General features: G+C 64.6%; 13 protein-coding genes. 12 read left to right on the forward strand and 1 reads right to left on the reverse strand.

All coding sequences use genetic code 11. The features are described from left to right. Nucleotides 1-33: 33 nt before the first annotated feature. From rplB to rpsQ, 7 genes are read left to right on the forward strand one after another with little or no spacing between them, the layout of a single operon-like run. A complete protein-coding gene (gene rplB / locus ACWEO2_RS25330; protein WP_452407567.1) occupies nucleotides 34-870 on the forward strand; it encodes a 50S ribosomal protein L2 in 837 nt (278 codons plus the stop codon). Between the two features lie 15 nt (nucleotides 871-885). Beyond that, complete coding sequence (rpsS, locus tag ACWEO2_RS25335; protein ID WP_040686549.1) at nucleotides 886-1,167, forward strand: 30S ribosomal protein S19; 282 nt, start codon at nucleotides 886-888, stop codon at nucleotides 1,165-1,167. Next, a complete protein-coding gene (rplV, locus tag ACWEO2_RS25340) occupies nucleotides 1,164-1,562 on the forward strand; it encodes a 50S ribosomal protein L22 (protein ID WP_062983231.1) in 399 nt (132 codons plus the stop codon). Before rpsS ends, rplV begins: the two co-directional genes overlap by 4 nt. Continuing rightward, on the forward strand, nucleotides 1,563-2,372 hold the full coding sequence (gene rpsC, locus ACWEO2_RS25345) for a 30S ribosomal protein S3 (protein ID WP_355179663.1): 810 nt from the start codon (nucleotides 1,563-1,565) through the stop codon (nucleotides 2,370-2,372). It begins immediately after the preceding gene. Between the two features lie 3 nt (nucleotides 2,373-2,375). Continuing rightward, nucleotides 2,376-2,792: a 50S ribosomal protein L16 gene (rplP, locus tag ACWEO2_RS25350; RefSeq protein WP_067666862.1), complete on the forward strand. Its 417-nt coding sequence runs from the start codon at nucleotides 2,376-2,378 to the stop codon at nucleotides 2,790-2,792. Beyond that, entirely contained in the window at nucleotides 2,792-3,031 is a 240-nt protein-coding gene (gene rpmC / locus ACWEO2_RS25355; protein WP_040686552.1) for a 50S ribosomal protein L29, read from the forward strand. The genes rplP and rpmC overlap by 1 nt, the downstream gene beginning before the upstream one ends. Further along, entirely contained in the window at nucleotides 3,028-3,306 is a 279-nt protein-coding gene (gene rpsQ, locus ACWEO2_RS25360; RefSeq protein ID WP_355179661.1) for a 30S ribosomal protein S17, read from the forward strand. Before rpmC ends, rpsQ begins: the two co-directional genes overlap by 4 nt. Nucleotides 3,307-3,406: 100 nt before the next feature. On the opposite strand, the gene ACWEO2_RS25365 is transcribed toward rpsQ, so the two are convergent. Next, a complete protein-coding gene (locus ACWEO2_RS25365) occupies nucleotides 3,407-3,853 on the reverse strand; it encodes a hypothetical protein (protein ID WP_452407568.1) in 447 nt (148 codons plus the stop codon). A 152-nt stretch (nucleotides 3,854-4,005) separates the two neighbouring features. Between ACWEO2_RS25365 and ACWEO2_RS25370 the strand changes: the two genes are divergently transcribed. The 5 genes from ACWEO2_RS25370 (at nucleotide 4,006) to ACWEO2_RS25390 (ending at nucleotide 10,383) form a co-directional block, all read left to right on the forward strand. Further along, nucleotides 4,006-5,217, forward strand: a complete 1,212-nt coding sequence (locus ACWEO2_RS25370) for a helix-turn-helix domain-containing protein (RefSeq protein ID WP_452407569.1) — start codon at nucleotides 4,006-4,008, stop codon at nucleotides 5,215-5,217. A gap of 4 nt (nucleotides 5,218-5,221) precedes the next feature. Next, entirely contained in the window at nucleotides 5,222-5,683 is a 462-nt protein-coding gene (locus ACWEO2_RS25375) for an NUDIX domain-containing protein (protein ID WP_452407570.1), read from the forward strand. Between the two features lie 318 nt (nucleotides 5,684-6,001). Next, entirely contained in the window at nucleotides 6,002-7,261 is a 1,260-nt protein-coding gene (locus ACWEO2_RS25380; RefSeq protein WP_452407571.1) for an MFS transporter, read from the forward strand. 412 nt (nucleotides 7,262-7,673) lie between these two features. Continuing rightward, the gene (locus ACWEO2_RS25385) at nucleotides 7,674-8,147 is read left to right on the forward strand and encodes an EXLDI protein (protein ID WP_452407572.1); all 474 of its coding nucleotides are present in this window, start codon (nucleotides 7,674-7,676) and stop codon (nucleotides 8,145-8,147) included. Nucleotides 8,148-8,196: 49 nt separating this feature from the next. Then, nucleotides 8,197-10,383 (forward strand): MMPL family transporter, encoded by a 2,187-nt coding sequence (locus tag ACWEO2_RS25390; RefSeq protein ID WP_452407573.1) that lies wholly within the window; start codon nucleotides 8,197-8,199, stop codon nucleotides 10,381-10,383. The last annotated feature ends 107 nt before the right edge of the window (nucleotides 10,384-10,490 follow it).

The following is a 10,490-nucleotide window of genomic DNA, read 5'->3' on the forward strand; positions in this document are numbered from 1 at the left end:
GCGCCTGGGATTCCAGAAAGCAGAGAAGAACTCATGGCAATCCGTAAGTACAAGCCGACTACGCCGGGCCGTCGTGGCTCCAGCGTCTCGGACTTCGCTGAGATCACTCGGTCGACCCCCGAGAAGTCGCTGATCCGCCCGCTGCACAGCAAGGGTGGCCGCAACGCGCACGGTCGCATCACCACCCGTCACCGCGGTGGCGGCCACAAGCGTGCCTACCGTCTGATCGACTTCCGTCGCCTGGACAAGGACGGCATCCCGGCCAAGGTCGCGCACATCGAGTACGACCCGAACCGCACCGCCAACATCGCGCTGCTGCACTACGTGGACGGCGAGAAGCGCTACATCATCGCGCCGAAGGGTATCCGGCAGGGCACCCCGATCGAGTCCGGCCCGACGGCCGACATCAAGCCGGGTAACAACCTGCCGCTGCGCAATATCCCGACCGGTACCACGATCCACAATGTGGAGCTGCGTCCGGGCGGCGGCGCGAAGATGGCTCGTGCCGCTGGCATGAGCATCCAGCTGCTCGGTAAGGAAGGCCCCTACGCCACGCTGCGTATGCCCTCCGGTGAAATCCGCCGCGTCGACGTGCGCTGCCGCGCCACCGTCGGCGAGGTCGGCAATGCCGAACAGTCGAACATCAACTGGGGCAAGGCCGGTCGTATGCGCTGGAAGGGTCGCCGTCCCACGGTCCGTGGTGTCGTCATGAACCCGGTCGACCACCCGCATGGTGGTGGTGAGGGCAAGACCTCCGGTGGTCGCCACCCGGTCTCGCCGTGGGGTCAGCCGGAAGGCCGCACCCGCAAGCCCAACCGTCCGAGCGACAAGCTCATCGTCCGCCGTCGCAAGACCGGCAAGAAGCGCTGAAGGAGGAGGTAAGAAATGCCACGCAGCCTCAAGAAGGGCCCGTTCGTCGACGACCACCTCCTCGCGAAGGTGGACGTGCAGAACGAGAAGGGCAGCAAGCAGGTCATCAAGACCTGGTCCCGTCGTTCGACCATCATCCCCGATTTCATTGGTCACACCTTCGCCGTCCACGACGGCCGCAAGCATGTGCCGGTGTTCGTGTCGGAGTCCATGGTCGGCCACAAGCTGGGTGAGTTCGCGCCCACCAGGACGTTCAAGAGCCACGTCAAGGAAGACCGGAAGAGCAAGCGGCGATGACCACTGAGACTCAGAACCCGACTGCCCGGGCGACGGCGAAGCACGTTCGCGTCACCCCGATGAAGGCTCGCCGTGTCGTGGACCTGGTCCGCGGCAAGCGGGTCGAGGACGCCCTTGCGATCCTGAAGTTCGCGCCGCAGGCCGCGAGCGAGCCGGTCGCCAAGGTCGTCGCCAGCGCCGCGGCCAACGCCGAGAACAACCTCGGCCTGAACCCGGCCACGCTGGTCATCTCGACCGCCTACGTCGACGAGGGCGCGACCATGAAGCGCTTCCAGCCGCGGGCCCAGGGCCGCGCGTTCCGGATTCGCAAGCGCACCAGCCACATCACCATCGAGGTCGAGAGCGTGCCCACCGCCGGTGCTGCTCGCAGCCGCCGGAAGGGAGGGGCAAAGTAAATGGGACAGAAGATCAACCCCCATGGCTTCCGCCTCGGTATCACCACCGACTGGAAGTCGCGTTGGTACGCGGACAAGCAGTACGCGGACTACGTGAAGGAAGACGTCGCCATCCGCAAGCTCCTGGCCACCGGCATGGAGCGGGCGGGCATCTCCAAGGTGGAGATTGAGCGCACCCGTGACCGGGTTCGCGTCGACATCCACACCGCGCGTCCCGGTATCGTCATCGGCCGCCGCGGCGCCGAGGCCGACCGCATCCGCGCCGAGCTGGAGAAGCTCACCGGCAAACAGGTGCAGCTGAACATCCTCGAGGTCAAGAACCCCGAGTCGGATGCGCAGCTCGTCGCCCAGGGTGTCGCCGAGCAGCTGTCGAACCGTGTGGCGTTCCGTCGCGCGATGCGCAAGGCCATCCAGTCGGCCATGCGTTCGCCGAACGTCAAGGGCATCCGGGTGCAGTGCTCGGGCCGCCTCGGCGGCGCCGAAATGTCGCGCTCGGAGTTCTACCGCGAGGGTCGGGTTCCGCTGCACACGCTGCGCGCGGATATCGACTACGGCCTCTACGAGGCCAAGACCACCTTCGGTCGCATCGGCGTGAAGGTCTGGATCTACAAGGGCGACATCGTCGGTGGCAAGCGTGAGGTCACGGCCGCGGCCGCGCCCGCCGCTGGTGACCGCCGCGAGCGTCGTGAGCGGCCGAGCCGCCCGCGTCGGTCCGGTTCCTCGGGTACCACCGCGACCAGCACTGAGGCCGGGCGTGCAGGCGCTGCCACTGCGGTTGCCGACGCCCCGGCAGAAACACAGGAGGGCTGACGCATGCTGATGCCACGGAAGGTCAAGCACCGGAAGCAGCATCACCCGGGCCGCAGCGGCATGGCCAAGGGCGGCACTTCGGTCGCGTTCGGTGAATACGGCATCCAGGCTCTCGAGCCCGCCTACGTCACCAACCGGCAGATCGAGTCCGCGCGTATCGCGATGACCCGCCACATCAAGCGTGGCGGCAAGATCTGGATCAACATCTACCCGGATCGCCCGCTCACCAAGAAGCCGGCCGAAACCCGCATGGGTTCCGGTAAGGGTTCGCCGGAGTGGTGGGTCGCGAACGTCAAGCCCGGACGCGTGATGTTCGAAATGAGTTACCCCAACGAGGAGACCGCTCGTGAGGCCCTGCGCCGTGCGATGCACAAGCTCCCCATGAAGTGCAGGATCGTGACCAGGGAGGAGCAGTTCTGATGGCTACCGGTACACCGGCCGCAGAGCTCCGCGAGCTCAACGAAGAGGAGCTCGTCGCCCGCCTGCGCGAGTCGAAGGAAGAGCTGTTCAATCTGCGCTTCCAGATGGCGACGGGTCAGTTGGACAACAACCGTCGCCTGCGCGTCGTGCGTCACGAGATCGCGCGCATCTACACGGTCATGCGTGAGCGTGAGCTCGGCCTGGCCTCGGCACCCGCTGGCAAGGGAGATGCGGCATGAGTGAAGAGAACGTGACACAGGAAAAGCGCGGCACCCGCAAGGTCCGCATCGGCTACGTGGTCTCGGACAAGATGAACAAGACCATCGTGGTCGAGCTGGAAGACCGCACGCGGCACAAGCTCTACGGCAAGATCATTCGCTCCACCACCAAGGTGAAGGCGCATGACGAGAACGAGATCGCCGGTGTCGGCGACCGCGTTCAGCTGATGGAGACCCGTCCGCTGTCGGCCACCAAGCACTGGCGTCTGGTCGAGGTCCTGGAGAAGGCCAAGTAGTTTTTAGCGCCCGCTTTGCAGGTCGCTCGAAACGACAGCTCTGAAAAGGGCCGTCCCCCGGAGTATTTCCGGTGGGGCGGTCCTTTTTATTTGTTCCGAGTCAGATAGTTTCGTGTTGCCGGTGGTTCCCTTTTATCGGTCTCAATGCGAGCGCGGTGGTGATAACCGTCGACAACGGGGGCAGACGCTGATCTCGCTCGGGCGGGTTGATCCAGTAGGCGCCCTCCCGGGTGTGCCTGCCGAGACCGGTCGGGATCATCAGCGCACTGCCGACGATCGGAACATGGATGTCGTTGCGGGAGAGCAGGTCCAGCACTCGATAGCCGGGGGAGTAGTCGACGGCTGCGATGAACGTCCAGCGGATCTGCCGGGCCAGGAGCGGACCGGGGTTGCCCTGCTGGCGAAGTGCGGCCAGCAGCTTCTCGGCGAATAGCTTCGGCACATGAACGATTCCCACCGCGTTCGTCACCGGCAGCATGACATAGCCGCCGCGTTCTTCGGCGGGCAGGTGAAATTGCTGGCGGTAGTACGCGACCCAATCGAGCACGGTCCGAACCTCTTCGATGTTCACGGTAATCCCGTCTCATCTGGCAGTGATGTCGTTGGCTTAGCAGTAGCCTGAGCCTTGTTCGAGTTTTCGCCCGGAATTTCCTTCCGGGATCCTTTCCAATCGAGGTGGAAGATCGGCCTGTGCGCGGAATGACGCAGAATCTCACCATTGGGGAACGGGTGGCCTGGTATCGCCGCCGCCGAGGCATATCCCAAGAAGCTCTCGCCGGGCTCGTCGGACGCACCGACGACTGGATGAGCAAGGTCGAGAACAACCGGATCCCGTTGGACCGGCTATCGGTTATCCGTCTGCTCGCCGACGCCCTCGATGTTTCGCTAGGTGATCTGATCGGTGAGCCGACGCTGCTGGACTGGACCAGTGAAAGCGGGGTTTCCACCATCCCCGCACTGCGCGCCACATTGATGGACTACAGCCATCTGATGCGCACGCCGTCACCGTCGACGAGCAGATCTCGATCGTTCCAGCTCCCGGAGCTCGAACGGGATCTGAGCGAGGTATTCGCCGCCTACCAGGCCTCGAAGTTCGGCTACGCCGCCGGGCGACTGCCAGCGCTGTTGTCCACGGCGCTGTTGATGGTGCAATCCAATGCGGATGGACCGAGCAATCGAGTATTGGCGCTGGGTTATCAGGTCGCCGCGTCGGTGCTGACCAAACTCGGCGAGACAGACCTGGCCTGGAATGCGGCCGAGCGCGGACTTGCCGCCGCGCAGCGCGCCAATGACCCGGCGATCATCGGATCGTTGATCAGGACCGTCGCTTTCACCGTCATGTCGACGGGCCGGGTACAACCGGCCGTGAACCTGGTGGAAGCCGGAGCCGACTACCTGCAATCCCATCTCGGCGCCGGTCGGCCGGATGTGTGGTCCGTGTACGGAACGCTGCTGCTCGTCGGTTCGATGGCCGCGGCCCGCAATAATCGACGAGATGTAGTCCAGGGCTTTCTGACAGAGGCAGATCAGGCGGCAGCGCGGTTGGGTGGCGACCACAACTACTTGTGGACCGCCTTCGGCCCGACAAACGTCGCGATCCACCGGGTCAATACCGCAATGGAATTGGGCGATGTGCAGATCGCGCTGAGCCTCGGTCCTAACCTCGATACCTCGGCATTGCCGATAGAGCGCCAGATCCGTCACCAGCTGGAACTCGCTCGGGCATTCAATCTCGCTGGGCGCCAACAGGATTCGATCACCGCCGTGCTCGACGCCGAACAGGCGGCGCCGGAACAAGTTCGTCACCATTATCTGAGCCGACAGCTCGTACTCACGTGGATGCGCAGTGTCCACGGCAGTCCTTCGTTCGCATTGCAAGCCTTGGCCAAACGAATGCAGATCGTGAGGTGATCCAATGGTCGACGGGGACAATCGGTTTGCGCGCGCGCGGATGGCGGCGGGGGCGCTTTTCGTCCGAGGTGACGAGGTGCTGTTGGTGCACAAGATCTATGGCAACGGTTGGGATATACCCGGTGGCTATGTAGAGCCGGGTGAAGCGCCTACCGCGGCGTGCCGTCGCGAGGTCCGTGAGGAGCTCGGGATCGACCGTGTGCCGAAGCGATTGCTCGTCCACGACTGGGCGCCGAACCGGGGCGAAGGCGATAAGGCGCTCTACGTATTCGACTGTGGCGAACTGGGCGAGGACGAGCGCGCCATCGAACTTCAGCCAACCGAACTCGACGAGTGGAAATGGGTTCGGATCGACAAGATCGATGATTACGTCATTCCCAGGCTGGGCCGTCGCCTGAGGCAGGCCCATTCCGCCCATGCCGACGGTCGCACGGCGTACCTAGAACACGGGGAACCTGCGCCCTGAGGTGCATTGATGGCCGAGGGGCGGCCGCGTCGGCTCACCATTCGTAACTCAGATCGCAGCCGAGGTTGTCGTATGGGGGATGGGTCGTCCGTCGTGGTCGGTGAGTTCGCGCTGGCCCGGCCGGCGGTCGCCGGTTGGGGAGTCGCGTTCAGCGCGGCGCCGGCGGCTGAACTTTCACTTCGTGGGGTGAGGGATTCGTGACCGAATACGGCGGACCGCGCCACGGCGGCATGATCACACTTGCGACGAACTGGGCGGTGATGGGGCCTTGTCACGCATTGGCCGGACGCGTCCATGCCGTCTCGGTCGGACCGAATCATGGGATTAATTGGTGGCGCGGGGGCGGGTGGGCATGACACCCTCGATCGAATGCGGTCCTATCGCGAGGTCCTGTCGAACTCGGCGGTGCGCAATGTGCTGCTGCTGGGGGTGATGGTTCGCATACCGTTCTTCGCGGGGGCGGTGCTGCTCGCGCTGCATGTGGTGCAGACGCTGCACGGGTCGTACGCACAGGCCGGTGCGCTGAGTTCGGTTGTCACCCTGTGTATTGCGGTGAGTGGTCCGTGGCGCGGGCGGATGCTGGATCGGTTCGGGCTGCGGCGCACGATTCTGCCGTCGATCATTGTCGGGGCGGTGTGCTGGTCGATCGCGCCGTTCGTCGGATACGGGGCGCTACTGGTGCTCGCGGCACTGGCGGGGTTGTTCGATATTCCGATCTTCACGGTGGTGCGCCAGGCCGTGATCGCGGCGACCACCGAGGAGAACCGGCAGCCCGCCCTGGCGTTGGAATCGGTGTCGGTGGAGACGGCCTTCATGGTCGGGCCGGTGCTCGGCGTCGCCGCCGCGACGGCCTGGTCGACGACGCTCACGCTGTTCGGGATGCAGATGGCGCTGGTGCTGGCAGGCGTTTTCGTATGGGTGCGCAATCCGCCGCTGCGCACCGATGACAACGATCGCTCGGCCGCCGTCCCGCGGCGTGCGTGGTTCCGGCTCGAATTCGTTGCGCTGTGTATCGGTGCGAGTGCGGCGATCGCGGTGCTCGCGGGTTCGGAGTTGACCTTCGTCTCGGCCATTCGAGAGTTCGGCGCGCAGCGATGGCTCGGTGTGGTGATGGCCGTATGGGGTTTCGGTTCGCTGGTCGGCGGACTCGTCTACGGCGCTCTGCATCGACCGATCTCGACCTACTTCCTGCTCGCCGGGCTCGGCGCCATCACCATTCCGATGTGCTTCGCCGTCGGACCGCTATCGCTCGGCGTGGCCGGGCTCTTCGCGGGCGCACTCTGCGCGCCGACGCTTGTCGCATCCGTCGACCAGCTGAGCCGAATCGTTCCGGAGAGTGGGCGCGGTGAAGCGATCGGCTGGCACGGTGCCGCAATGACTCTCGGCAATGGCATCGGCAGCTCACTCGCCGGCGTCGCCATCGATGCGGGTGGGTTCCCCGCGGGCTTCGCGGCGGCCGGGGCGCTCGGGCTCGGACTCGGCATCGGCCTGGCGCTGCTGGTCAGCGTGGCGCGGCGGCGTCGCGCCGACCGGGAAAGGCGGCCCGCCTTGGCCGGTGGTGAGGTCGCTCGACCTTAGGGCTTGCGTTATACGTATACATCTACTTATAGTGATTCCCGACGGGATACCGCGGAGTGCGCTCGGGGGTACCGGAAAACAGCAGATCGACTCGTCACAACGGACCGAAGCGGGGTCCGTTGGCGCTGATTCCATGCGTAATTGCATATTCGTTTATGAGATGAGGTAGTCATGGCCGCGGATTCGCACACGCCCGCCCGCCCAAACGGTTCGACCGCGGGCGCGGTTGATATCGACCGCGAGCTGGTCGACGCCGAGATCGAAGACCTCGACATCTGACCCTTCGGCGGCTCTCGCGGATCACCGAGGGCGCGATTGCCGAAAGAGCAAGATCCACCGACGACGGTATCCGGCGGGAGCCGTCGATGAAGTGTCATGCGCATGTGCGCATTCATTTATGAAATGGGGAGTTATGACCACCGACCACAATGCGCCTACGGACACCGAATCCTCGGCCGTCGTCGACGTCACCAAGGTGAAGCCGGGCGAAGCCACCGAGGCGGCGCCGGGTGAGTTCCAGGAAATCCTGCTCGAGGTAGGCCCGGGTGGCGGACGCAAACAGCGCTTCCAGGGGCAACTGCTCGGCCAGGCGCGCAGCTACACGACCGATGGTGTCGAGCTGACCCAGGTCTATCTGAGCCGCAAAGGCAAGTATGTGGTGCATCGGCGGATATCCGAATGGTCCGACTTCGCGGCGATGAGCTGGATCACGGACTGGAGGAAGAACTGGCGCGACATATTCGACATCAACGAACAGGTCTGGGCCGACTACACGGTCGAAATCGTTGAATCCTTCGAGGATCTGGCCGGACGGATCCCGGCGAAGATCTACCGCTCCCTGGTCGATACGACCCAGTACCCGCAGACCGAGGACCTCGATATCTGAGCCGTCGGCTCCCGAGTCTCGTACCGATTCCCGAAAGGAATTGTCCCGCATGTTCGCTCGATTGGGCGCGATCGTCGTTCACAACCCGTGGAAGGTGATCGGTCTCTGGCTGCTCATCATTATCGCGGTGGTGGCCTCGGCGCCGAAACTCAAATCGACCACCGATCAATCCGCCTTCCTGCCTTCACATTATGAGTCGATTCAGGCAATGGAATTGCAGCAGAAGGCATTTCCACAGAACGAGGCACCCGCGGCGCTACTGGTGTTCGTGCGCTCGGACGGTGCACCGCTGAGCGAAGGGGATTCGGCGAGTGTCGCGACGATCGCGGCCAAGTTGAACGACCAGCGCATCAAGGATGTCATCGGGATACAGGCCGGTCCGGCTTCGGAGAACCGGTTGGTGCAGATCGCCGCCGTGCAGATGACGAAGGTGACCAGTGCGGGCGATACCACGCAGAGCGATGCGGTCAAGAAGTTGCGTGACGCATTGCAGGAGCAGGTGCATGGCACGGATCTGAAGGCGGGCGTCACCGGTCAGGCCGCGCAGATGCTGGATCAAACCGAATCCAGCACCAAGGGTATGGCCATTATCGGTGTCGCCACCGTCGTGCTGATCCTGGTGCTGTTGCTGGTCATCTTCCGCAGTCCGGTGATTGCGCTGCTGCCGATCATTATCATCGGCGCGATCTCCAGCACCGTCGGTGGCCTGATCGCCATGGCGGCCAAGGCATTCGATCTGCAGGTGGACAGTTCGGTGAACTCGATCCTGTTGGTCGTGCTCTTCGGCGTCGGCACCGACTACATCCTGTTCCTGATGTTCCGCTACCGGGAACGGCTGCGTGCGGGGGAGGATCCGAAGACCGCCATGGTCAGTGCCGTCACCAAGGTCGGTGAGGCCATTACCTCGGCGGCGGGTGCGGTGATCATCGCCTTCATGGCGCTCACGCTCTCGACACTCGGCATGTTCCGTGCGCTGGGTCCGGCGCTGGCGATCGCCGTCGGGGTGGCGCTGCTCGCCGGGCTGACCCTGGTGCCCGCCGTCGTTTCGCTGCTCGGCACCAAGGTGTTCTGGCCTTCCAAGGCCTGGCGGCAGGAGCCGAAGGGTGCACGCTTCGGCGCCATCGGCGCGGCACTGGGGCGGCGGCCGGGAGCATTCGCGGCGGTCTCCGGTGGTCTGCTGGTGGCCCTGGGTGTGCTGGCCTTCGGCTTCAATCCGACCTTCGATCTCAGCTCCGGCTCGACTTCGGACACCTCCGAATCCACGGTGTACAGCAAGGAACTGCTCAAGGGTCTGCCCGCCGGATCGACCCAGCCTTCCGATGTGCTGCTGCGCTCAACCAATGGCGCACCGCTCGATGGTGACCAGCTCACCGTCTACCGCGCGGCGCTCGCGGCGGTGTCCGGCGTGAGTCAGGTTGGGGCGCCGACAGTTTCGAGCGACAGTATGGCCGCCGACTTCCAGGTGACACTCGCGGGCGCACCCGAATCGGATGCGGCTCTGGATACGGTGCGCGGTCCGTTGCGGGATACGGCACATTCGATGGCACCGGCGGGCACCACGGCCGTCGTGGGCGGGATCTCCTCGGTGTACGTCGATTTCCAGGATGCGATGGTGCACGACTACAAGATCGTGTTCCCGGTGGCCGGCATCCTGATCATGATCGTGCTCGCCCTCTTGCTGCGCAGTCTGGTCGCCCCGTGGTATCTGATGGCCTCGGTGTTCCTCGGCTTCGCCGCCACGCTCGGTGCCTCGGTCCTGGTGTTCCAGCACTTCCAGGGCAACTCCGGGCTGATCTTCACCCTCCCGGTGATCATGTACCTGTTCGTGGTGGCACTCGGCACGGACTACAACATCCTCATGGTTGCGCGGTTGCGTGAGGAGGCCCGTGCCGGTAACGAGCCGAAACAGGCTGCGGCCCTGGCCGTACGGCACACCGGGCCGACCGTCGCCGCGGCCGGTGTGATCCTCGCGGGCACCTTCGCTTCGATGATGCTGGCGGGCAATAATGTGCTCTCCCAGATGGGGTTCGCCATCTCGGTCGGCATTGCGATCGCGGCATTCGTGATGGCGATGTTCTTCACCCCGGCCGTGACCGCGCTCATCGGTCACCGCGCGTGGTGGCCGGGGCACGGGGATCGGGATTCTTCGGGTGGGTCCGGCGACGGTCGGTCGGACGAGGCGCACTGGGATCAGTACGCCTACGCGGACACCTACTACAGCTCCGGAGCCCAGTAGGCACCGGCGGCGGGCCGATCCTCGGCCTGATCGAATACCGGTCAGTGGCAGGGGTGAGTTCAGCCGCTGAATGAGCAAGAGGCCGTCCGGCTCGGAACATCCGAGCC

The sequence above is a fragment of the Nocardia sp. NPDC004278 genome (genome assembly GCF_053602975.1).

Bases quoted from the DNA above. Each gene is read 5' to 3' on its own strand.
- rplB (WP_452407567.1), top strand. From the start codon at position 34: ATGGCAATCCGTAAGTACAAGCCGACTACGCCGGGCCGTCGTGGCTCC.
- rpsS (WP_040686549.1), top strand. From the start codon at position 886: ATGCCACGCAGCCTCAAGAAGGGCCCGTTCGTCGACGACCACCTCCTC.
- rplV (WP_062983231.1), top strand. From the start codon at position 1,164: ATGACCACTGAGACTCAGAACCCGACTGCCCGGGCGACGGCGAAGCAC.
- rpsC (WP_355179663.1), top strand. From the start codon at position 1,563: ATGGGACAGAAGATCAACCCCCATGGCTTCCGCCTCGGTATCACCACC.
- rplP (WP_067666862.1), top strand. From the start codon at position 2,376: ATGCTGATGCCACGGAAGGTCAAGCACCGGAAGCAGCATCACCCGGGC.
- rpmC (WP_040686552.1), top strand. From the start codon at position 2,792: ATGGCTACCGGTACACCGGCCGCAGAGCTCCGCGAGCTCAACGAAGAG.
- rpsQ (WP_355179661.1), top strand. From the start codon at position 3,028: ATGAGTGAAGAGAACGTGACACAGGAAAAGCGCGGCACCCGCAAGGTC.
- ACWEO2_RS25370 (WP_452407569.1), top strand. From the start codon at position 4,006: ATGACGCAGAATCTCACCATTGGGGAACGGGTGGCCTGGTATCGCCGC.
- ACWEO2_RS25375 (WP_452407570.1), top strand. From the start codon at position 5,222: ATGGTCGACGGGGACAATCGGTTTGCGCGCGCGCGGATGGCGGCGGGG.
- ACWEO2_RS25380 (WP_452407571.1), top strand. From the start codon at position 6,002: ATGGGATTAATTGGTGGCGCGGGGGCGGGTGGGCATGACACCCTCGAT.
- ACWEO2_RS25385 (WP_452407572.1), top strand. From the start codon at position 7,674: ATGACCACCGACCACAATGCGCCTACGGACACCGAATCCTCGGCCGTC.
- ACWEO2_RS25390 (WP_452407573.1), top strand. From the start codon at position 8,197: ATGTTCGCTCGATTGGGCGCGATCGTCGTTCACAACCCGTGGAAGGTG.